This window comes from Neobacillus sp. NPDC058068 (assembly GCF_042885335.1).
In the GTDB taxonomy this organism is placed as follows: Bacteria; Bacillota; Bacilli; order Bacillales; family Cytobacillaceae; genus Neobacillus.
The window spans coordinates 44115-69074 of sequence record NZ_JBHVSI010000003.1; the positions used below are offsets into that span (position 1 = coordinate 44115).

Here is a 24960-nt window from a genome sequence, read left to right on the forward strand (position 1 = left end):
GAATGTTGATTTCCGTTCCAGGCGCGAGCTTTCCGCGGGGCGGGCGGTGAGCCTCCTCGGCGCTAAAGCGCCTGCGGGGTCTCACCTGTCCCGCTGCTCCCGCAGGAGTCTCGCGCCTTCCACTCCAATCAACATTGTGCATAAAATCAACAATGTGCTTTAACACAGCCTTTTTTAAATATAAAAATACAGAGGAAGGTTCCATAAGGTTATTTTTAACCCTGCAGAATCTTCCTCTGGATATTTATTATTTTTCCGATATCCATACTCTCATGGGACCGGGTTCACGGTTATCCCACGCATAATACGGAACTGCCACAAGCTCTGTATGTTTTTCCTCTGGAGGTACAGATTTATATAATGTATCATCCCAGGGTTTGATGTCTAGATGCTGGGCAATACCGGTGACTTTGACAATTCCCCCTAGTAAATTTTCATCATACTCAGCTTTAAGTTCTGGATTAGAAGGTAAACTGATACTATGAAGATTATTTACATTATCAGTTCCCTCAATACAATAAACAATCGGCCCTCTTTGAATAGCAACGTGGTTAACATTCTGTCTAACATCGGGGTGTGAATACATTCTTTCAACAGGCATAGGTAAAATCAACCTAATCTTATCATTATTGTTCCATTTTCGGTTAATCACAGCATAGCCCTTTTCAATATGATCTTCGATATTAAACGTCTCGCCATTAACGGATAATTTTGCATCTTTACACCAGCCGGGAATATGAATTTTTAACTTAAACTCAGTTTCTTGATTCAGTTCTATAGTAAAGTCAATATCACCTTCCCAAGGGTAATTTGATTTCTGGTAGAGAACAAGATTTTGATTCTGAACATTAAAGGTTCCCTTCCCGCCTATAAAAAGATGAACACTAACTGTATTTTCGTTTTGTGAATATATATATTCTCCAAGAGAAGCGAGCAATCTTGAAATATTTGGCGGACAACAAGAAACACCAAACCATTCCTTACGATGGATATCACCTAAACTAGCTAAAGGGTTATGATAGAAATACTTCTTTCCATCTAAAGATATTCCGCTTAGTACACCATTATACAGTGAACGCTCCATTAAATCGGCGTACTTCCCATCACAATCCAGTTGCAGCATCCGATGGTTCCAGAATACCAATCCGATAGCTGCACACGTTTCAGCATAGGAGGTCTCGTTTGGAAGATCATAATCGAAGGTAAATCCTTCATACTTATGCTCAGATCCAATCCCGCCAGTGATATATACTTTTCTACCATTTAAGTTATTCCATAATCTTTCACAGGCTGTTAATAATGAAACGTCTTCTATTTCTAAGGCTAAATCCGCCATTGCACAATATAAATACATGGCTCTTACGGAATGCCCCACCACTTGATCCTGCTCCCTCACAGGTTTATGTGATTGATTGTACTCTTTTAGGTTATCAAATGTCCTAAAAAGGTCATCGAAATACCCTTTTATATGCTTTTGTTCTTCATCAAAGTAATGAGGTTCTCTTCCGCGCTCATCAATAAAGAATTGACTTAGTTTTAAATAGTTGTCATTTTTAGTGACACGATAGAGTTTTATTAACGCCAATTCAATTTCCTGATGGCCGCAGTATCCTTTTAATTTATTGGGTTCTGGGCCAAAAACAGTATCAATATAATCCGCATACTTACAAACTATATTTAGTAGACTCTTCTTTTGGGTTGCAATGTAATGGGCCACACCTGCTTCTATTAAATGACCGGCACAGTATAATTCATGGGAATCACGAAGATCTTTCCATCGGTTTTCAGGGCAAACAATAGTAAAGTAAGAATTTAAATATCCATCTGGTTCCTGAGCTTTGCCAAGTAAAACAATTACATCATCTATTAATTGATCAAGTTCAGGATCATAATGTTTAGAAAGGCTATAGCTACCAGCTTCAATCCATTTAGCAATATCTGAATCCCAAAATGGATGTGGTACGGGACCATCTTTTTTCAATTTTAAAGCCGCGATTCTTCCAGTTTCTATTAACTGTTGATATTGAAAGGGGATTGTATGTAAACGATTTATGTTTATTTTAGGTTTCCAAAACGTATCATTAATTTCAACATTTTGTAATGGTAAAGGCTTATACTGTCCATCTTTTATCATTTGCATTATTATCTAACTCCTTTTTTGGGATTTGAAACATAAACTAATTAGATTTTTAGAAACAAGGGATTAGGTAAAATTCTGAAGAAAAAACTTGAGGTTAAGAAATACATATAAAAATAAAGATTAATGATTAATCGTTTAACCATACATTAACATAATTTTACTATTTAGTCAATTGTAATTAGACTGAATTTTCTTTTTTTCTAGTGCGGCCTCTCTCTATTTATTTAGGACTTTTACTTCGCCTTCTCCACCAATAATGATGGTGTCTGTCATTCCGATGAATAGACCAGTTTCTACTACCCCTAATAAGAGCTTTAATTGATTATGCAGCACTAAGGGATTTGGGATGGACTGGAACTGGCAATCCACAATATAGTTTCCGTTATTTGTAACGAAAACCTTCTCTTCCCTTTTTCTTAAATGCGGAGTAGCGCCAAGCTGTGCAATCCTTTTAGCTGTCACTTCCCAGCCAAAGGGGACCACTTCAATCGGGAGGGGGAACTTCCCTAAGGTTGTGACCATTTTTGATTCATCCGCAATGATAATTAGCTTCTTCGCATTGGCACCGACAAGTTTTTCACGTAAGAGAGCTCCGCCGCCGCCCTTGATCAAGTTGAAATTGGTGTCAATTTCATCGGCTCCGTCAACCGCTATATCCAGACATTGCACTTGGGAGAAATCGGTTAATGGAATATTAAATTCCTTGGCCCAGTCTTCTGTTTGCAAAGAGGTAGGAATTCCTTTAATAGTAAGCCCTTGATCGATGAACTCACCCAATTTTTTCAACAGCCAATAAACGGTTGAACCAGAACCTAAGCCAATTGTCATTCCATCCTGAATAAATTCCGCTGCTTTCTCACCAGCAGCTTTTTTTCTTTCATCTGTCGCGTTTAAGTTTAACATCGGGGTCACCTCGGGTTTTTATTTTACATAATAGCATAGTTGTATTTTTACTTGAAATCTGTCACACCCGCTACATCTTGTTCGACGGGGGATGTTCTAGATGTTCTGAATTAAAATTACTAAATCTTTCATATCCTCCATTTGTTCGAGTTTTCCATTTTAAACAGGTTCTTAAAGGAATTAGCCAATAAAGGAGGAATACTAATTAAGTAAGCATGTTTTTTAATACAAATAAAAGAGGTGTTAACATGAAGTCATGGTCAAAAGAAATCGAAATAGATGCACCGATTGATCAAGTTTGGGGACTGTTAGATGGATCATTAGAGGAAATGCAAAAAATTATGCCGCAAGTAGTAGATCATAAACCAGTAAAAGTGACGGATGAGGGCGTTGGAAGTATCTATCGTCAAAAATATAAAGAAGGGAAACGAATTGAGGAGTACGATGTTGAGACATTAGAATATGAAAATGCTCCTGATAGAAAGAAATTAAAAGTAGGCTTCACGCTTGCAAAGATGTTTGAAATTACCGCTCTGTATGAACTAAGTCAAATAACCGAGCAAAAAACTTTGTTTACATATACTTGTACAAATCAACCATTGAAATCGTTCCTTAAATTATTTTTACTCTTTGCAAGTGATAAAATTGTCGTGCAATTTTGTGAGCGAGTCAAAAATGTGGCAGAGGAGGAAAATAAAAAAGCAAATTTGTTAGTTTAATAGGGGCAGCTGGAGGCGATGAATTGGGGCATACTGTAAGTGCTAGTAGAGCTGCTCATAATTGGAAATCCTGTTTGGCGCCATAGGATAGAAGTATTTTAGAATGATAGAGACATGATTAGGATGTAATTGAAAAAACGCTACTTAAAGTAGAACGGACCAGATACATTTGAGGGGGAGCAAGGATGAAGCCGAAAGTATTTATTGCAAAGCCTATTCCGAAAGAAGTTGAGGATTACATTGCTCAATATTGTGATTACAAGATATGGGAGGAACGGGAGCCAATCCCTATGGAAGTTCTACTAAAGGAAGCTGCTGACGTGGAAGGACTCATGACACCAAAAGGGGTAATAACGAGGGAGTTTTTAGAAAAAGCCCCTCGTTTAAAAATTGTTAGTAATATCGCGGTTGGTTATGATGCCTTTGATACCTATGCCATGAAGGAACATGGTGTATTAGGTACTCATACCCCATATGTACTGGATGAAGCGGTAGCTGACTTGGCTTTTGGTTTGATCCTTTCCGCTTCTAGAAGAATATCAGAATTTAACAATCTAGTTAAGGATGGAAAGTGGGATAAGTCCATTCGTGAAACGGATTTTTACGGTCAAGATGTCCATCATGCGACATTGGGTATTATTGGTATGGGACGAATTGGTGAAAAAATTGCCAGAAGAGCTGCACTTGGATTTGAAATGAATGTTCTCTATAACAGTACAAGGAGAAAGCCCGACTTGGAGGAGAAATACGGCATTCATTATAGCGAGCTCAATCCTTTATTAGAGAGAGCTGATTTTGTATTAGTGATGCTGCCGCTGAATGAATCCACCTATCATTTTTTCGGAGAAGAGCAGTTTAACCGGATGAAATCAAACGCAATTTTTATTAATTGTTCAAGAGGACAGGTAGTAGATGAACAAGCGCTCATTGATGCACTGAAGCAAGGCAAAATTTATGGGGCTGGTTTGGACGTATTTGAAGTAGAACCGGTTGAAAAGGATAATCCATTATTGAAAATGGACAATGTTGTTGTGCTCCCACATATTGGCTCCGCCACAGAACAAACCCGATTTGATATGGCCATGAAAGCGGCGGAGAATTTAGTCGCAGGTGTCACGGGAAGCGTACCTGAAAACGTGGTTCCAGAACTACAGTGTCTTGTAAAATAGGATTCATGGGGACGGTCCTTGTGCTTCCGTTTCATTTCAATTGCAACAATTTAGGGTTCAGTCCTGCTGCATAAGTAGCAGGACTGAACCCTATTCATTTATTGAAAACCACCAAACATTTCGGATGGTGGTTTTTTTTCAAAGCTACATTTAAAGGAGCTTTAATAAGTTTTATTTGGTTAGGTATAGAAGTATTAATGAAGGAGTATTGGTATTTGTTGTGTTTTTAGTGGGGATTAGTCCTTCAAGGGCATGATGAAGGACTAATCGTTGTCAATTACGACATATTTCTGGACACTTACTACATATTTTCCGAAACTTACGAGATTAACTGGGAACTAATTGGAAATTATTTTGAATCTCGGATACTTATGACATATTCTTGAGCAATTACGACATATTTCTAGCCGATTGCGACGTACCATGGAAATTTTTCGTGGATTTAGAGCTAAAAAGTCGATGTAGAAGCCGTCTACATAGGTGTTTTCATAGATTTAGAGCTAAAAAGTCGATGTAGAAGCCGTCTACGTAGGTGTTTTCATAGATTTAGAGCTAAAAAGTCGATGTAGAAGCTCTCTACGTAGGTGTTTTCGAGGACTTAGAGCTAAAAAGTCGATGTAGAACCACTCTACTTAAAGGTTTCCGTGTATTTTGGGGCAAAAAGTTGAAGTAGAACCGCTCTACTTAAAGGTTTCCGTGAATTTCGAGCCAAAAAGTTGAAGTAGAACCCCTCTCCGTCATAATATCCCGCCAATTGTGCCTAAAAATCATAAAATTAAAGAATTTAAAGAAAAATATAGGAAAAGGGCTTGCCAAGAATGAAAAATGGCGAGATGAAAAATTTTCACGGACTAGATCGTGCCAGCGGGTACGGTCTAAAAAGCATGTCCACACGAGTAAAGTTAACTGCAATTCAATGTTTATGTTCGATTAATCTCATTATTAGATTGATTTTATACAAAATGCATATTGTTCAGATTGAATGTTGCGCATATCATGAAGATTAAGAACATTCGAATAACTAAGTCTCCAAAAATCATCACACGTATTGTTCTGAAGAATTCGCAAGAAGGGGTGAAAGAATGGGAGTAGGCAAACAGCCAATAAAACAAGGACTGTATGATCCAGTGTTTGAACATGATGCATGTGGGATTGGATTCATTGTCAGTGTGAAAGGAAAACGATCACCTCGTATGATCAAGCAAGGGTTATCGATGCTTTGTCGGTTAGCACATCGGGCCGGTTATGGGAGTGATGCTGACACTGGGGATGGAGCGGGCATCATGATCCAGATTCCTCATATATTTTTCCAACGAGAATGTTCATGCTTGAACAAACTTAAAGAAGGAGCCTACGGTGCTGGGATGATTTTTTTGCCAAATGATCGTGAACTACGAGTCCGCTGTGAAAAAGTATTTCAGCAAATCATCGCCGAAGAAGGTCAGACATTCCTTGGCTGGCGGACCGTTCCAACAAATGATTCGACGATTGGGCAAACGGCAAAAGCGAGTCAGCCGGTGATCCGGCAGATTTTTATTGGCAGGTCAACAGACGCTGCCGATGAACGGGAATTTGAGCGGAAGCTGTTTCGGGTTCGGAAACGAACGGAAAAGCTCATTCGCGAACAACAGCTAGCTGGTAACGAAACCTTTTATGTGGCCAGTTTATCTTCTAGAACGATTGTGTATAAAGGAATGGTAACCCCAAAACAATTAGGCGAGTATTATCTTGATTTACAGGATAAAACGGTTGAATCTGCTTTCGCGCTCGTCCATTCGCGCTATAGTACCAATACCTTTCCAAACTGGGAACGAGCACATCCCCATCGGTATGTCATCCATAACGGGGAGATCAATACGCTAAAAGGCAATGTGAATTGGATGACGGCGCGTGAAACGGCGATGAAACATGCAGACCTGGGAGCAGATGCAGCAGAACTTTTGCCAATCATCGATGCAAATGGCAGTGATTCCGCTGCGTTCGATCAAGTGCTTGAATATTTGTTCTTGACCGGGAGGCCATTGGTGCATGCAGCCATGATGATGGTGCCGGTGCCATGGGAACACGACGTAACCATGGATGACCGCATAAAAGCGTTTTATGAATTTCACAGTCACGTCATCGAGCCATGGGATGGCCCGGCAGCAATCGCCTTCACGGACGGAAAACAAATAGGCGCGATGCTCGATCGTAACGGTCTCCGGCCGGCACGCTATACTGTCACGGATGATGATATCGTTATTTTTTCATCTGAAGCGGGCGTCCTCGATCTGGAGCCTGAAAGGATTGTGGAAAAAGGCCGATTAAGTCCCGGGCAGATCCTTCTCATCGATTTAGAGGAAGGGCGGATGATCAAGGATGAAGAGGTAAAGCTGCAGATGGCAAGCGTTCATCCATATCGGAAATGGCTGACGGAACAATGCCTCTCAATCGATGAGCTTCCAGAGAGTGTAAGCCATGAAACAAGTGCGAATAGTCCGGTATTGCAACGTCAGCGGGCCCATGGCTATACGATAGAAGAAGTGAAGAAACAAATCATTCCAATGGCCACCGAGGGGAAGGATCCTATCGGTTCAATGGGAAGCGATACCCCGCTAGCGGTGCTCTCACATCGGCCGCAGTTACTATCCGATTATTTCAAGCAGTTATTTGCTCAAGTCACAAATCCTCCCATTGATGCCATCAGGGAACCATTTGTCACTTCAACCTCGACATTACTTGGACCAGAGGGGGATTTGCTTCATCCTAGTGCCGACAGCTGCCGGCGAATCAGATTGAATACGCCGATTCTAACAGGCGATGAACTGGCCAAGATTCGCCATCATCACTTTCAGTCCCAGATATTTCCGATTCTTTTTCCAGTTTCGAAGGGAAAAACAAATCTGGAGAACGCCCTGCATGACTTGTTTCAACATGTCGATACTGCCATCGCTGAAGGTGTGTCTTTGATTATTTTATCCGATCAGCAGATGAACAAGGAGATGGCGGCGATTCCGGCATTACTTGCGGTTAGCGGTCTCCATCATCATCTCGTCCGCAGCGGTACGCGAACGAAGGTCAGCTTGATTGTCGAAACGGGGGAAGCGCGGGACGTTCACCACATTTGCACCCTCCTTGGCTACGGAGCGGATGCGATTCATCCTTATCTTGCTTTTGCAACGTTAGAAGAGCTGGTCATGGACGGTCAAATCAAAGGGATCACATTAGCGGAAGCAAGCCGATCCTATGTTCAAGCCGTTACAAGCGGTGTTGTGAAGGTTCTTTCAAAAATGGGAATCTCCACCGTTCAAAGCTACCGGGGCGCTCAAATTTTTGAAGCCATTGGCATCCATTCTTCTGTGATTAATCGGTATTTTACAGGAACGACGTCACAATTGGAGGGCATCCTTCTTGAAACCATCGCGGAAGAAACATTGATGCGTCACCAGCAAGCGTTTCATATGCCTGATGAACCCCTTGAGGCAGGAAGCGACTTTCAATGGCGGAAGGGGGGCGAGGTCCATGCGTTTCAACCGCAGACAATTCATTTGTTAAAGCAAGCCTGTCGGACGAACGATTATCACATGTACAAGAAATATGCTGCACAGGCAAATGAAGACCAGCTTATTTTTATACGAAACCTCTTGGCATTTAAGGAAACGACGCCCATCCCGATTGCGGAGGTCGAGTCCGTCGAATCCATTTGCCGCCGTTTTAAAACAGGTGCGATGTCATACGGTTCCTTGAGTCAAGAAGCACATGAAACCTTAGCCATTGCTATGAACCGAATCGGTGGAAAAAGCAATAGCGGAGAAGGCGGGGAACATCCCGGCCGCTATATCCCTGATAAAAATGGTGATGTGCGCCGAAGTGCGATTAAGCAGGTCGCTTCAGGCCGTTTCGGTGTTACAAGTCATTATTTAGTGAATGCAGATGAAATTCAAATCAAAATGGCTCAAGGCGCAAAACCGGGTGAGGGCGGTCAAATACCGGGCAGTAAAGTGTATCCCTGGATTGCTGAAGTGCGCGGCTCTACACCAGGTGTTGGGTTAATTTCACCGCCGCCGCACCACGACATTTATTCAATCGAGGATTTAGCGCAGCTCATTTATGATTTGAAACATGCAAACCCGCAGGCACGAATCAGCGTAAAACTTGTGGCCAAATCGGGGGTTGGCACCATCGCAGCTGGGGTGGCGAAAGGATTGGCGGATGTCATTCTGATTAGCGGAGCAGATGGAGGAACGGGTGCGGCACCAAGAACGAGCATCAAGCATGCAGGATTGCCTTGGGAGCTGGGATTGGCGGAAGCGCATCAAACGTTAGTGCTGAATGGCTTGCGTGATCGAGTGGTGCTCGAGGCAGATGGAAAATTGATGACGGGCCGTGATGTCGTCATCGCAACGCTGCTTGGTGCAGAAGAATACGGGTTTGCGACGGCGCCCCTTGTTGTTTTAGGCTGTGTCCTCATCCGCGCCTGTCATCTGAACACTTGTCCTGTCGGAATTGCCACACAAGATCCGGAACTTCGCCGCAAGTTTCTTGGGCAGCCGGAGCATGTGGAAAACTTTATGCGGTTCATTGCTCAAGATGTCCGTGAAATTATGGCGGAACTAGGGTTCAGGACCATCAATGAAATGGTCGGCCGAACGGATGTATTAACGCAAAATAAGCAAATGGCACATCACTGGAAAGCCAAAGACTTAGAGTTAGGACCGCTGCTTTATCAGCCTGAAAATGGTAAAAAAGGCTCGATGTTTCAGCTTCGCTCTCAGGACCACCAGTTAGAAAAAACACTCGATTATACAACGCTTCTAGAGGTGTGTCAGCCTGCACTTCGTCAGAAACAGAAAGTAAAAGCCAGTTTCCCGATTCAAAATATTCACCGGACTGTCTGCACGATTTTGGGCAGTGAGGTAACGAAGCGTTATGGCAAGCAAGGCCTTCCAGACGATACCATTCAATTGCAGTTTACCGGGACCTCGGGTCAAAGCTTCGGCTCTTTTCTTCCAAAAGGGATCACGCTGATTTTGAATGGCGATGCCAACGATTATGTTGGGAAGGGGTTATCTGGCGGTAAAATCATAGTATCTCAATCTGACAAGTCTGTTTATTCTTCGGGTAAAACTGTTCTCATCGGGAATGTAGCTTTTTATGGAGGCACTTCAGGTGAAGCATATATTAGCGGGCAGGCCGGTGAACGATTTTGTGTAAGGAATAGCGGCATTGATGCGGTTGTAGAGGGGATTGGCGACCACGGATGCGAGTATATGACTGGCGGCCGTGTCGTCATTCTCGGTGAAGTCGGCAAAAATTTTGCCGCCGGAATGTCCGGTGGTACAGCTTACATTTTTACAGAGGATCAACAATCATTTGAAAAACAGTGTAATCAGGAATACCTCGAACTGGAGCTTCTGGATGATGACCACGAAAGAAACGAAGTGAAACAACTTGTTTCGAATCATTTCCAGCATACAAGGAGCACACGGGCAGGGGAGATTCTTCGCAACTGGGATGAACGAATGTCTAACTGGGTGAAGGTTATACCGAAAGAATACAAACGAATCTTACAGGAGAACAGAAACGATTCAGTCATGAAGTAACATGTTTTTAGAAAAGGGAGGATTCGCTGATGACCCATTTTTATACTAAGGAACAAATTTTCCAGATCACGAGAGAGCAAAATGTGCGCTTTATTCGCTTACAATTCACGGATTTATTTGGGACGATCAAAAATGTTGAAATTCCGATTCGTCAATTGCCAAAGGCGTTAGAGAATAAAATGATGTTTGATGGTTCTTCAATTGAGGGCTTTGTCCGCATTGAAGAATCGGATATGTATTTGTATCCCGATCTTGACACGTTCGTTATTTTTCCATGGACAGGAGAAAAAGGAAAAGTAGCCCGCTTCATTTGTGATATTTATCATCCGGACGGCACACCGTTTGAAGGGGACCCCCGCAGTAATCTTAAGCGGCTTTTAAAAGAAATGAACGATCTGGGCTTTACCGATTTTAACGTGGGACCAGAACCAGAATTTTTCCTATTTAAATTAAACGAGAAGGAGGAGCCGACTCTGGAATTAAATGACCATGGCGGATACTTTGACCTAGCCCCCACAGATCTTGGGGAAAACTGCCGCCGTGATATCGTCTTGGAGCTGGAGGAAATGGGCTTTGATGTGGAGGCTTCCCATCATGAGGTCGCGCCGGGACAGCATGAAATTGATTTTAAATATCAAAATGCCGTGAAGTCGTGTGATGACATTCAAACATTTAAGCTGATCGTAAAAACGATTGCCAGAAAGCACGGGCTGCATGCCACGTTTATGCCAAAGCCTTTGTTTGGAATCAATGGATCGGGCATGCATTGCAACCTATCTTTATTCAAAAATGGAGAAAATACTTTTTTTGATAAAAATGGTCACTTGGAATTAAGTGAAACAGCAAGACAATTTATCGCGGGGATTTTGGCGCATGCCCCTCATTTCACGGCCATCACCAATCCGACCGTGAATTCTTACAAACGGTTGGTTCCAGGCTATGAGGCCCCGTGTTATGTGGCATGGTCTGCACGGAACAGAAGTCCGTTGATTCGAATCCCCGCTTCCCGCGGTTTAAGCACGCGAGTGGAGGTCCGCAGTGTTGACCCATCTGCGAATCCTTATTTATCAATGGCTGTCCTGCTTGCTGCGGGGCTAGATGGGATTAAGAACAAGTTAATCCCGCCTGCTCCTGTCGATCGAAATATTTATACGATGTCAAAAGAAGAGCGGAGCGAAAATGGAATCCGCGATTTACCGGCGACTTTAACAGATGCGCTTGACCATTTAAGAAAGGATGAAGTGATAATCCAGGCTTTAGGAACGCATTTATTTGAACATTTTTTAGAAGCAAAAGAAATTGAATGGGATCTATTCCGCACGGCTGTTCACCCGTGGGAACGCGAGCAGTATCTCAGCCAATATTAAGGAACGGTCGATTGGATGTGAAAATGGAAATCATTTGAGATAGGGAGTGAGGAAGGATGTGTGGCATTACAGGATGGGTGGATTGGAGCAAAGACCTGACGAAACATGTAGAAATCGTGAAAAAAATGGCGGAAACATTAAGTAAGCGCGGCCCGGACGCCTCCAATGTCTGGAGTGCTCCGCCCGTTATACTTGGTCATACCCGGTTAATCGTGGTGGATCCTGCAGGGGGAGCACAGCCCATGACCAAAACGAGGAGTGGGCGGACATGTACGATGGTGTATAACGGAGAACTGTATAATACGGAAGAACTTCGAACGGAATTGCTGAAAAGCGGGCACCGCTTCGAGTCACATTCCGATACAGAGGTATTATTGACGGCCTATATGGAGTGGGGCGAAGCATGTGTTGACTATTTAAATGGTATTTTTGCTTTTGCCATTTGGGATCATCACGGGCAAAAGCTATTTATGGCGCGAGATCGTCTTGGGGTTAAACCGCTGTTTTACAAAGAAGGGAATGGCTCGCTGCTTTTCGGTTCTGAATTGAAGGCGATTCTTGCTCATCCAGCCGTAAAGCCGGAGTTGGATCAGGAAGGGCTGCAGGAAATCTTCGGTCTCGGTCCCTCCCGAACTCCGGGCCATGGAGTGTTTCGCGGAATCAACGAACTTCGACCTGCACATGTCCTCAGCTACGATCGTAACGGCGTAAGAATAAAAAGATATTGGAATGTGAAAAGTGGCCAGCACCCTCATTCATTAGCGGAAACCGTTGAACAGGTACGATTTCTTGTAAAAGATGCGGTTGAACGGCAATTGGTTGCGGATGTCCCGGTTTGTACGTTTTTATCTGGCGGGATTGATTCTAGTGCGATTAGTGCGTTTGCCAACGATTTTTTTAACAAAGAAGGACGCAGTGTGCTTCATACGTATTCCATCGATTATGATCGGAACCGCGAATTTTTCCAATCGAGTTCGTTTCAGCCAGATCAGGACGCACCTTGGATTCAAAAAATGCAACAGTATTTAGGGTCTGTTCATCATTCAGAGGTTATTGACAACGCCCTGCTCACTCATCGTTTAGAGGATGCGGTTCAAGCGAGAGATTTACCGGGAATGGCGGATGTAGACTCCTCGCTGTTATGGTTTTGTGAGCGAATCAAGCAGCATTATACGGTCGCTTTGTCGGGGGAATGTGCCGATGAAATTTTTGGCGGGTATCCGTGGTTTCACCGGAATGCCCTGATTCAGGGGGGCGGGTTTCCGTGGGTGAAATCCCTGGAGGAGCGGGAGCAGCTCCTTCATCCCCATTGGAAAACAAAACTGAATCTGACGGAATATGTGAACGAACGCTATCAAGAAACCATTCGGGAGGTCCCGAAACTAGAGGGGGAACCCCCATTAGAAGCACGGCGGCGCGAAATGTTTTATCTGAATATGGTCTGGTTTATGGCCGCGTTGTTAGAGCGGAAGGATCGAATGAGCATGGGGGCAAGCTTGGAGGTCCGTGTTCCTTTTGCAGATCATCGCCTCGTCGAATATGCCTGGAATATCCCGTGGGACATGAAAATGTTAAATGGGCGGGAGAAGGGGATTTTGCGCAAGGCGCTTGAAGGTGTTCTTCCTGCTGATGTTCTTTACCGGAAAAAGAGCCCCTACCCGAAGACACATCACCCGGAATATATGAAACTCGTAAAGAATAAGCTAACCGCCATCTTGGACCAGAAATCATCCCCCATCCATGAAATCGTTTCTAAGCAAAAGGTGAAAGAAATCATCGACTCAGACGGTTCCTCCTTCAAAACCCCGTGGTTCGGCCAACTCATGACCGGCCCCCAGTTGATCGCCTATCTCATTCAACTGAATCACTGGCTGGAACAATATCGGGTTAATATTGTGTAATGAAGCTATATCTAGAACCGATTTTCGCCATCCTTGTGGCGGGCTTCCCCTTTTATCTAAAGGCTGTGTTAAAGAACATGTTGATTTTGAGCACAATGTTGATTGGAGTGGAAGGCGCGAGACTCCTGCGGGAGCAGCGGGACAGGTGAGACCCCGCAGGCGCTATAGCGCCGAGGAGGCTCACCGCCCGCCCCGCGAACCGCTCGCGCCTGGAACGGAAATCAACATTCACTTTTAACACAGCCTATCTAAAAGAACCTAAGAGGCTAACTCTTTGGTTTTTTTGATTTGATATTTATTTGTAAAAGATTAATATTACATGAATATTTCAAATCGATTACATTGTTTGCGTTTTCATTTTTGAGTGTTATTCTATTATAGAAACGTTTCGATAAACAAAGAAGGGAGATTTTAAAATGGTCAAAATCAAATATATCATGATGATAGGTATATTGTTCTTACTTACTAGCTTAATAGTCTCACCAGCAGCCAATGCTAACGGAAATGGAAAAGGGAACGGAAAAAATATCGGTTTCGAAAAACAATTAGAATCGACAGCAAAGAAAACGTATCGTTACTTTCAGGACTATACTGACCCGAAAACAGGGTTAACTAGTGATATCGTCCGTTTTCAAAATGGTGAAGATGAAGCTAAACATACATCGCCAACAAATATTGGGATGTACCTATTAAGTACAGTCTCAGCTGAAGAGATGGGGATCATCACACGTAAAGAAGCGGTTTCCCGACTGCAAACAACATTAAACACTTTAGAGAAGTTAGAAAAATGGAACGGTTTGTATTATAACTGGTACAATACAGACGGCAGCTTAAAAACAGATTGGGGACAATTTATTTCACAGGTAGATAATGGCTGGCTATCGGCAGGTTTGATCGTTACGGGTCAAGCTTATAAGGAATTGGCGAAACAGTCAAACAAGCTTGTAAACGCAATGAACTATTCCACTTTATATGATCCAGAAGTTGGCCAGTTCCGCGGCGGATACTCTGTTGACGAAGGGAAGCTGACCGACCACCATTATGGCATGTTCTATACAGAACCCCGTTTGGCAAGCTACATTGCCATTGGAAAGGGAGATGTACCATCAGATCATTGGTGGAAAATGTACAGGACTCTTCCTGCAGAGTGGGATTGGCAAGCACAAATTCCAGAAGGACCAACTGTTACATATGATGGTGTCCCTGTATTTGAAGGTCATTACCAATACAATGGAGTAAGTTATGTACCGAGCTGGGGAGGAAGTATGTTTGAAGGCCTTATGCCAGGGCTGGTAATAAAAGAAAAAGAACTTGGAGCAAATGCACTTGGTTTAAACAACAAACGCCATGCTGAATTGCAAATCGCATACGCAAAAGAAAAAGGGTATCCTGCTTGGGGCTTTTCACCAGCAGCTACTCCAGATGGCTATAGTGAATTTGCAGCTACACCGCTAGGGACATCTGGATACAAGGATGATGGGACTGTAACCGCACATGCCACATTCCTCGGACTTGAGTATGCTCCTGAAGAAGCATACAAAAACATCAAAGCCTTAAAGGCATTAAATATGTACGGCAAATATGGCTTTTATGATTCGGTAAATGTAGTAACCGGTGACCTGGCCAAAGCCTATTTAGCCCTTGACCAAGGTATGATTATGGTCTCGATCGCAAACTATTTAGATGATGGCGTTATACGTAATCACTTCCATAAAAGTGAAATTGGCAGCAAGCCAGAAGAATTACTGAAGAAGGAAGTATTTTCAATTCAGTAAAACAACGGTAGGGACGAGAGGGACTGCCCCCATGTCCCTACCTAATTTCCTGCACTGATTTTCCCTCAATCAACGTCACATAAATTCGTTCATGTACCACTGGTTTATTGGCGATCAATTTTATCAATTGCTCAGCGGCTAGTGCTCCCCATTTCCGCTCAGAATAATCGATGGTTGCAAGACGCGGCTGTGTATACTGTGTTAATTCAATATTGTCAAACCCGATAATATGAATATGCTCGCCAACCTTAAACTCCGTTTTGGAAATGTAATTATACATGCCAATCGCCATTTCATCGTTGAGGCAAAAAACCGCCACCGGTTTAGTGTATTCCTTGATAATTTGTTCAGCAGCGCTTTCACCTGAAGGCTTATTGAAATCGCCTTCGATTTCGACGTATTCAATATGACGATACCGTTCAACTGCCTGCCTTGCTGCCTGTAGACGTTGGTTAGAATCATAGGAGAATTTCGGACCTGTCACTACATAGATTTTGTTGTGCCCTTTTTCAATTAAGGAATCCATTGCCAAGGTCGCACCCGACCGATTATGAAGAAGAACCTGATTGATATTCGGATGGTCTAACTCTCTGTCCAACACGACTAATTTATGGCCAAGCTCCGCATACTTGACTAATTCTTCACTTGAGAATGTCACATCCAAGATAATCGCCCCATCAATCATCCGCTCGGGAAGAAAACGATGTGACTGCTTGCCGCTGCAGACAATGAGTTCATACCCATCCTTACTAAGTGAATCCTGCATCCCCTGTAATAGCTGACCATAAAAAGCACCGCTATAGTTTGTTAAAAAAGCGCCAATGATTTTCGTTTCTTGCTTCTTTAATGATCGTGCCGCTGCATTAGGAATATAATTCAATTCTTTCGCAATCGCATGAATCTTTGCCGATGTTTCCGCTGTTACCTTTGGGCTGCCATTTAATGCGTATGAAACGGTAGAAATGGAAACACCTGCTTTTTTCGCGATATCTTTAATACTGACCACGACACACTCTCCTATCCTTCGATTAAACGTTACTATTATTATACAATGTTCCAGGCGGGAACAATATATGGAAAAAAAGACCGCGGCCAATGATGGCCGCAGGTATTCATTACATGAAAATCTCAATCGTGTTTGAAGTACTTAGTAAAGATTGTTCAAGCTGTTGTTTAGTAATTCTCACACCACTTTGGCGATAGCGGTTTTGTAAAGCTTCGATAGAAGCTTCCTTTCCATTAAGAAGAACTCGATTTACGGAATTACCCTCGAGGTGGTAAATAAATCGGACCGGTTTCCCGTTTAACATAAACGTAAATTTTAATCCGTCCAGTGTTTTTGGAAGCACAGGATCAATGATGAGATCTCCGTCATGATGGCGAATGCCTAAACAATTAGAAATCAATTGATTCATATAAATTCCTGGTCCGCTTGAATAAATGCGCCACCCGCCTTTAACGGGAACCGCACCATGTCGAAGGTCATCAAACCGCTCCTGTGCTTCATAGCGGTCATTGAATTTCGCATCTGAGCTGCTAAAGTAAGCATTGCTTTGTCTGATTTCCGCATTTGGCACCACTTGTTGAATCCCAATCGGATTAATCGTTTCTAACCCTTTCCATGCTTCATCACTTTTTCCAAGCTTCGCCATTGCTTCGACAAAACGGATATGAGCATGAACATATTGAAGGCCAATTTCCCTGCCAAAATTCGCGGCCTGCTCCGCCCGTTTAAAGTGAGTGCTCACACCACCGGCATAGTTTGCAGGCCGGTCCATTAAACGTACGCCGTCTGGATGGTAGAGTTTTTCTTTAATAATTTGATAATGTGCTTCTGCCTTTTCCGGTGATAATAGTTCGGCAATCATGCTCCGGGTCATCGGGAGGAGGCGATAGTGAATGCCTGTTTTATTGTCACTTGGGTGTAGCATCAATTCCAATTCCTTCGGGTTTTCCATATAGATAAACCCGGGAATGACCTCTGTTTGCAGCATATAGTGATTAAAATCTGCTTCGATTCCAGCTGCTAACTCTCGAAGTTCCATTGCCCATTGTTCATCTGTTTCTTTTAAAAGCTGGGAAAGCTGATTGAAAACTTGGTACGTTAGGGCAACGGTCCAGCTGCTTACCATAAATTCTTTTAACTGGGCATTTGCAGGCTGGAGGGTGTCATCCCAATCACCATCCCCATACGACGAAAGGTGAGTACCATGTAAAAAATGCTCCTGAATATAGGAAATCTCTTTTTTTGCATGTTGCTCAATCGTTTCCACTTTTTCCGTGAATTCGAAGCTGCCTCGCTTTGTGTAAGGAACTTTTTCAGCAAGAATGCTAAAATCGCCCGTTGCCGCTAAATAATCACTTAAAACTTTTAGCGGCCAGACAATAATGTCTCCATGACTATCTTCCTGTTGGATCTTGTAGTATTGATCAAACATAAACCATTGCGGCCAATTTCCGTTATCCTCATATTGATGGGAAAACACCGTGAGTAAAAGATCCTTTACTGCTTCGTATTTTTGCGCAGCCAGAAAAAATTCTGTTGGACCCTGACACACATCGCGAGTTCCCCATGCCGCGCCGCCATATTGTTCCAAACCATGGGGGACGGAATAGTGAACAAGCATATTATGTGTATACCACCAGGCAAGGGCATTTACCTTTTTCAACTGATTTGTTGGCAGACCATTTTGGGTTAATTCGAAGCCATTCATAACCGACTGATAGAACTCGCGATATTTTTCAATTTCTTCTTCAGCAACAAGTTTCGTAAACGGTAATTCCTCACCGTGAAGCAGACCTTGAATTGTCATCGTCCATTCAGTGGTACTGCTAATTTCAAGCAAGGTAAGGGATGCAGCACTGGTTTGGATATTCTTTGAAAACTTCTGTTCGTCTGCCGGTGAAATCTCAGCTCCAAAAATTTTTAAACGGTATTGTAAATCCGGGTAAACCTCAGTGCTGTCAGATTGCTTACTGGCAAAAAAGGAGAGTACTTGGTCTTTTTCCTTCATCCTAAATGGCGCATCGTATTCGTTGTTATTCATCGAAATTTGATTTGTCACAAGATAGCGATACGATTTTCCGTTAGCCGAACGAACGGATAGTTGAAGCTCCGGTGTGTCTACGGCAGTAAAATTGGTGACAATCAACAGATCATCATTTGTTTTGTAATACCAACGAGCATAATTAAAGCCAAGCTCAAACATCGAAGGCATCGTCAATAGACGGAAAACACCATCCACTTCCACATAGATGCGCTGACCGGAAGTTTTCATGACATTTAGCGGATTTCGAGCATTAGTCAGCATTTTATTAAAAGACGTATTTCCGACGACAAGCTGCGAGTTGAAAATACCGTACATATAAGAAGTAGATGTTAAGACATTTTCCTTCCTCGTTGCGTTATGTCCCGTCATTAAAATATGACCATGAGGACGCTCGATGAGAAGTTCTTTTTCTTTTAAAATAATATGCTCATGTGCATCAGTAAAGAAAGAAAGCAGTGTAGCGCCGACCCATTCTTCTTGATGGCGATTTGGGAATAACTCTTCAATTTCTGTTGTTGTCATCGAAATGGTTTGTAATGGTTTTCCAAAGGAAGAGGAAAGGCGGACCTGTTGGAGGGATTCCTTTGCTGGTGCGCTTTCTTCCTTGATAAGATTCCATGCTTCGACGATTTCCGCATCATATTCTAATGCCGTAACGGCTGCCGGATGATTTTCTTTAAAAAGTCCATAAAAGACAAACTGCGCTGTACCTGCAAGTTTTACCCGTTCGGACTGTAATGCTGTATAAGCGAATTCATATTGATACACTTCATTCGCCAGCTTTTCTTTTGTTAGTGCTTCCGGTTCATTTGTTTCCTTGTAGGATAATCCATAGAACTGAAATCCGTCTGTCGAATAGCCGGCTGCCTTTGTTAATGCCCCCTGTTGCAGATAAGGGAAGTTCGCTTGTTGCGGCTGGTTTTGCCTTGAACAAACAATATAGCCCTTCTTTGAATCCTCAAAGACTTTATGATCAATATATTGTGAGACGAATGCTTCATTGGTTCGGACGGCTCCTTTATCAGCGAGTCCTAGGTCCTGTCCATAAATGATATCGACCTCGATGTCATGACCGGTAACGGTCACATCCCAGAACCAAATGCCTTTTTCGGTAAGGGAGAAGGTGACCTGGTAGTCTATCCCGTCAACGGTCCCTTTCCAAACCACGTTAGCGTCTGAAACGCTTACCTGGCTTTCTGAATGAACGCCAAGCATAGGGATTGCCTTGATTTCCGCTCCCAGATGAAGACGTAAATAAAGATTGTTTAAGGCTCCGTCAATCGGGTTGGACAGCCATTGATTGATCATGCATGTTTTAGAGGATGCCTCGTATAGGTCTCCACTTTTTAAAAAAGAAAAGCGGTAATCACCTTTTGTTATGTGAATCATTTCATCTGCCTTTGTTGTCATCGTTTTCTCCTCGCTTACTATTTTACTAATTTGAATGCATGTGCCTTTACGTTGTTGCTAGCTGAGCCGACATATGCGATGAAATTGCCGCGATCACTGTGAAACTGTAAGTCTGCATGATGATAGCGCAGTTGCTCTTCTGAAATGGTAAAGGTTACTTTTTTTGATTCGCCGGGCGTGAGGCTGACTCTTTGGAACCCTTTTAGTTCTTTAAGTGGACGCACGACTTCCGCTGCAACGTCTTGTATATATAGCTGGACAATTTCTTCGCCTGCTATTGAGCCGGTATTTGTAACTTGAACCGTTACGGTTAACGGTTGTTCTTCTGTTAAATAGGATTCAGAAAGCTCTACATCACTATAGGAAAAAGAGGTATAGCTTAATCCGAAGCCGAATGGAAGGAGCGGCTCATTCGGAATATCCAAGTATTGTGAAACATAACGTTCTTGCGCATCCGGTGCATCTTTCGGGCGGCCGGTATTAAAGCAGTTGTAATAGACAGGAACCTGCCCAACTGAAAATGGAAACGACATGGTTAATTTGCCGGATGGATTCACATCACCATACAATAAATCGGCGATTGCAGCCCCGCCTTCTGTACCTGGGAACCATGCTTCTAAAACCGCATCTGTCTGATCGATCACACCATGCAAATCAAGAGGACGGCCATTAAAAAGTACCGACACGATTGGTTTCTGCAGTTGTGTTAGGGCAGCAACTAATTGAAGCTGGCTTTCAGGTAAACGGATATGGGCTCGACAGCCCGCTTCCCCGCTCATATCGGAATGTTCGCCAAGGGCAAGCACAATGATATCTGCATGTTGAGCGACCTTTACTGCTTCCTCAAGTTGTTCTTTGGTGCCAGTGTCAATGCCGCATCCTTCAGCCACAGTCAGGTTTGCTGGATGGGTCTTCATCGTTAACCCTTCGTATACCTGAATCGCTGTTTCTTTGGAGCCCATCCATGACCAGGGACCTAAAATATCGCCATTTTTAGCAAAGGGACCGATTAAGGCAATTTTCTGGTCTTTTTGAAGTGGTAAAACACCGTCATTTTTTAATAGGACAGCCGATTTTGCGGCAAGGGTCCTTGCCAGCTGGCGATGTTCCTCACTCATGATGATTTCTTCTTCTTTGTTAACATCCGTTCCGCGGTGGGGTTCTTCAAACAACCCCAATTTATCCTTAAGTTTCAGGATGCGAAGCACGGCTTCGTCAATTAGTGTCTCATCTACTTCTTTTGCCGCGACTAATTGCTTTAAATGATTCACGTAGCAGGTGGTCATCATCTCGATGTCGACTCCGGCTTGGATGGCTTTAAAGGCTGCTTCACTTTCATCCTCGGCAATACCATGTGGAATCATTTCCTTCACTGCACCCCAATCAGAAATAAGCACGCCATCAAAGCTCCATTCGTCGCGGAGTAGATTGCGCATTAGCTTCTTATTTCCAGTGGCTGGGATGCCATCGACTGTATTGAATGCCGTCATGACCATCTCACAGCCCTCATCAAGCGCTGCTTTATAGGCTGGTAAGTAAGATTCACGCATTTGTCTTTCGGACATGTTAACGGTATTGTAATCACGACCGCCTTCTGGTGCTCCGTATGCAGCGAAGTGCTTGACACAGGCAGCCACTCGGGTTTTATCATTTGTCAAATCTTTCCCTTGAAAGCCGCGGACAAAAGCCCGGGCAAATTCGCTATTTAAATATGGATCTTCGCCTGCTGATTCCATTACTCTTCCCCACCGAGGGTCACGGACTAAGTCGACCATCGGTGCAAAGGTTACATGTACACCTGAAACCGCTGCTTCTTTTGCGGCAATTTCTACACTTTGCTCGGCCAACTCCAAATCCCAGGAACAACTAATCGCAAGAGGGACCGGAAAAATCGTTTTAAATCCGTGAATAATATCAGCCATGATTAATAAAGGAATTCCAAGGCGGTTTGCTTTTAGATGTACTTCTTGAACTTCAATAGCTTCTTTTGCACCTGAAATTCCTAAAACAGAGCCGCTGTTTTGAACGATTTCATCGGTAATTCCCATTTCAGCCATTGGCCCGGTGATTTGACCTTTATCTTTTGAACCTTTAAAAAAAGGACCGGCTAACTGCATCAGTTGACCGATTTTCTCATCTAATGTCATCTCTTTCAGAAGAGATAGAAGGTTTTGTGTGTCCATCTTAAATCCTCCATTATTATGAATAATAAGTCATGAAAACTAAGTTGATAGAAACGTTTCGATTACTGTAATAATTGAATTATAAGCGCTTTCTAAAGGGGAGTCAATTCAATTATCGAAACGATTCTATTTTTTATGATCTGGAATTTTAATAGTGTTCATGGTTTTGCTTTATTTTAAAAAAAATATCAAAAAAATAGTTGAAAACGATTTCAGTATGGCATATAATTTGCTTATCGAAACGTTTCTACTTACGTGTTTACTTATAAACACGTTATAATTTTTATTGCGGTCGAAACGTTTCACTGTTTTTGTTTCTCTATTAATTTAGAAACGTTTCATTAAAGGGGGTACTTTAGCAGGTTCTGGGGAAACTAGAATCAATCTATAAGTATAGTTGTTTTGTTGCAATGAAAATGGGATATATGATTACTATGTCCTTAGAAGAAAGCAAAATACTTTTTCTAAAATACTTAATGGGGGTCAATCATGAAATTCACAATGATGAGTAAAAAAATAGCGACAGTCGCTTTATTAGGTTCGTTAGTGTTCTCAGGTGCGCTTGCCGGCTGTTCATCTTCCAATTCAGACTCTAAGACAGCTAGCAAAGATGGTAAAACAACAATTACTGTTTGGGGAATGGGAGAAGAAGCGAAATCTTTGCCTAAAATTGCCAAAGATTTTGAAAATGAAAACCCAAATATCAGTGTAAAAGTACAAGCTCTTCCTTGGGATAAAGCACATGATAAGCTGTTAACGGCTGTTGCTTCTAAAAAAGGCCCGGACGTCATTCAAATGGGTACAACCTGGATTCCGGAATTTGCTGCGGCAAATGCAATCATGGATTTATCTTCTTATACTGATAAATATCCAGAACTAGCTGCAGATAATTTCTTCGATGGCTCAATTGAAACAACAAAATATGATGATAAAGTAGTCGGCGTTCCTTGGTATATCGATACACGTGTTCTTTATTATCGAACAGATTTATTAAAATCTGTTGGTTATGATCAAGCGCCAAAGACATGGGATGAGTTAAGTGATGCCGCGAAAAAATTAAGAGAACGTGGTAAAGATAAATATGGTATCAGCATCGATACAAAAGAGCAAAGCTTAGCATTCATGTTTGCTCGCCAAAATGGCTCCAAATTAATTGAAAATAACAAAACACTGTTTGATCAAAAGGAATTTGTGGATGCAGTGAAATATTTAAACGGCTTCTTTAAGGATGGCTCTGCACCAGTTGATTTAGGAGTAGACATTATTCCGGCTTTTAAAGGAGAGGGAATTCTCCCAATGTTTATCAGCGGTCCATGGATGGTAAAAATTATTAACGATCAAGCACCTGAATTAAAAGGAAAATGGGCAACAGCTGTTCTTCCGGCAAAAGAAAATAATATGTCAACCTTAGGTGGATCTGATTTATCTGTATTCCAATATACAAAAAACAAAGATGCGTCGCTTAAGTTTTTAGCTTATATGAGCAAGCCTGAAACACAGCTTAAATGGATGGAATTAACGAATTCCTTACCTGCAGCCAAAAAAGCATGGGATGATAAGTCATTACAAGAGGATCCACAATATAAAGTTTTTGGTGAGCAAATGAAAAATGCGCAGCCAATGCCTACGATTAAACCATTTGAAAATATTGCCCAAACATTCTTAAGCAGCTTCGAACAAATTTACCGTGGCGGAGCGGATGTTCAAAAAGAAATGGACAACTTCAACAAAAAGGCTGAAGAAATTTTAAATAAATAATGGTAAAAGGTTGTAGCTAATCAACTTGAAATTCAAGTTGATTAGCTACAACTGTTCTTATTTTTACAAAAGGAAGGTACTTCCCATGAAAGGTAATACAAAGAGCAAAACACCATATTTTTTCATTGCGCCAGCGATTATTTTGTTAATCGCATTTTCGATACTACCGATAATTGTTGCATTATTTATCAGTTTTACAGATATCGATTTAGGAGGTCTAGCTGACTGGTCGCAAATTGATTTCATTGGGTTAAAAAATTATAAAGAGGTAATCAGTGATCCGATTTTTGTCAAATCCATCCTTAATACTCTTTTCTATGTGGTCTTCGGCGTTCCGTTTGTCATCATTTTTTCCTTAGGAATTGCTCTTCTTATTAACTTTGGGAAGGCACGTATTTTTCAAGCCTTTAGGGTTGTATTTTATATGCCATCGATTACAAATGTCGTGGCAGTTGCTGTGGTGTGGAGTTATTTATACAATCCACAATTAGGGTTATTTAACTACATTTTGAAATTGCTACATTTACCTGCTGTTCCTTGGCTCCAAGACCCAATTATGGCGAAGGTTTCATTAATTGCGTTAGCCTTATGGAGGGCCATTGGTGTGAATATGATTATCTTTTTAGCTGCCCTGCAAGGAATCCCAAAGACGTATTATGAAGCGGCACAGCTTGACGGTGCAGACGGATGGAAACAGTTAACGAAAATTACGATTCCATTATTGCGGTATGCAATCTTCTTTGTTTCCATTACGACGATGATTGGATGGTTACAGTTCTTTGAAGAACCATTTGTGATGACGAATGGTGGGCCGCTTGATAGCACGACTTCAGTTGCATTATTTATTTATCGTAACGGTTTCCAACTCAGCAATTTTGGCTATGCTGCAGCTGGGTCATTCATTTTATTTATTTCGATTATCATCATCACGATGGTCCAATTTAAGTTTCAGAATAAAAAAGTCGATTATTAATGTGAGGTGAAACCAATGAAATCAACCATG

Annotated in this window: 13 protein-coding genes; 8 read left to right on the forward strand and 5 right to left on the reverse strand. The window is 42.4% G+C overall.

What is annotated here, in order from left to right; all coding sequences use genetic code 11:
* Nucleotides 1-247 precede the first annotated feature (247 nt).
* Both ACFVSW_RS04620 and rpiA read right to left on the reverse strand, forming a co-directional pair.
* On the reverse strand, nt 248-2140 hold the full coding sequence (locus tag ACFVSW_RS04620; protein ID WP_387312802.1) for a glycoside hydrolase family 127 protein: 1893 nt from the start codon (nt 2138-2140) through the stop codon (nt 248-250).
* Between the two features lie 216 nt (nt 2141-2356).
* Nucleotides 2357-3043 carry a ribose-5-phosphate isomerase RpiA gene (rpiA, locus tag ACFVSW_RS04625; protein ID WP_387312804.1) on the reverse strand — a complete coding sequence of 229 codons (687 nt, stop codon included), beginning with the start codon at nt 3041-3043 and terminating at the stop codon, nt 2357-2359.
* Between the two features lie 248 nt (nt 3044-3291).
* Between rpiA and ACFVSW_RS04630 the strand changes: the two genes are divergently transcribed.
* The 6 genes from ACFVSW_RS04630 (at nt 3292) to ACFVSW_RS04655 (ending at nt 15556) form a co-directional block, all read left to right on the forward strand.
* On the forward strand, nt 3292-3762 hold the full coding sequence (locus tag ACFVSW_RS04630; RefSeq protein ID WP_387312806.1) for an SRPBCC family protein: 471 nt from the start codon (nt 3292-3294) through the stop codon (nt 3760-3762).
* Nucleotides 3763-3947: 185 nt separating this feature from the next.
* Nucleotides 3948-4931: a 2-hydroxyacid dehydrogenase gene (locus tag ACFVSW_RS04635; protein WP_387312809.1), complete on the forward strand. Its 984-nt coding sequence runs from the start codon at nt 3948-3950 to the stop codon at nt 4929-4931.
* A 1082-nt stretch (nt 4932-6013) separates the two neighbouring features.
* Nucleotides 6014-10513: a glutamate synthase large subunit gene (gltB, locus tag ACFVSW_RS04640; protein WP_387312811.1), complete on the forward strand. Its 4500-nt coding sequence runs from the start codon at nt 6014-6016 to the stop codon at nt 10511-10513.
* A gap of 29 nt (nt 10514-10542) precedes the next feature.
* Nucleotides 10543-11880 carry a type I glutamate--ammonia ligase gene (glnA, locus tag ACFVSW_RS04645; protein WP_387312814.1) on the forward strand — a complete coding sequence of 446 codons (1338 nt, stop codon included), beginning with the start codon at nt 10543-10545 and terminating at the stop codon, nt 11878-11880.
* Between the two features lie 56 nt (nt 11881-11936).
* Nucleotides 11937-13781, forward strand: coding sequence for an asparagine synthase (glutamine-hydrolyzing) (gene asnB / locus ACFVSW_RS04650; RefSeq protein ID WP_387312817.1), 1845 nt, complete (start codon nt 11937-11939; stop codon nt 13779-13781).
* 416 nt (nt 13782-14197) lie between these two features.
* Nucleotides 14198-15556, forward strand: a complete 1359-nt coding sequence (locus ACFVSW_RS04655) for a glucoamylase family protein (protein ID WP_387312820.1) — start codon at nt 14198-14200, stop codon at nt 15554-15556.
* A gap of 37 nt (nt 15557-15593) precedes the next feature.
* Here ACFVSW_RS04655 and ACFVSW_RS04660 read toward each other — a convergent pair whose 3' ends face one another.
* The 3 genes from ACFVSW_RS04660 to ACFVSW_RS04670 form a co-directional block, all read right to left on the reverse strand.
* Nucleotides 15594-16562 (reverse strand): LacI family DNA-binding transcriptional regulator, encoded by a 969-nt coding sequence (locus ACFVSW_RS04660; protein ID WP_387312822.1) that lies wholly within the window; start codon nt 16560-16562, stop codon nt 15594-15596.
* 109 nt (nt 16563-16671) lie between these two features.
* Entirely contained in the window at nt 16672-20016 is a 3345-nt protein-coding gene (locus ACFVSW_RS04665) for a GH36-type glycosyl hydrolase domain-containing protein (RefSeq protein ID WP_387312825.1), read from the reverse strand.
* Nucleotides 20017-20033: 17 nt separating this feature from the next.
* Nucleotides 20034-22199, reverse strand: coding sequence for a glycoside hydrolase family 3 N-terminal domain-containing protein (locus ACFVSW_RS04670; RefSeq protein WP_387312827.1), 2166 nt, complete (start codon nt 22197-22199; stop codon nt 20034-20036).
* 504 nt (nt 22200-22703) lie between these two features.
* On the opposite strand from ACFVSW_RS04670, the gene ACFVSW_RS04675 reads away from it, so the two are divergent.
* Both ACFVSW_RS04675 and ACFVSW_RS04680 read left to right on the forward strand, forming a co-directional pair.
* On the forward strand, nt 22704-23957 hold the full coding sequence (locus ACFVSW_RS04675; protein WP_387313422.1) for a sugar ABC transporter substrate-binding protein: 1254 nt from the start codon (nt 22704-22706) through the stop codon (nt 23955-23957).
* An 85-nt stretch (nt 23958-24042) separates the two neighbouring features.
* Entirely contained in the window at nt 24043-24930 is an 888-nt protein-coding gene (locus ACFVSW_RS04680) for a carbohydrate ABC transporter permease (RefSeq protein ID WP_387312830.1), read from the forward strand.
* Nucleotides 24931-24960 lie beyond the last annotated feature (30 nt).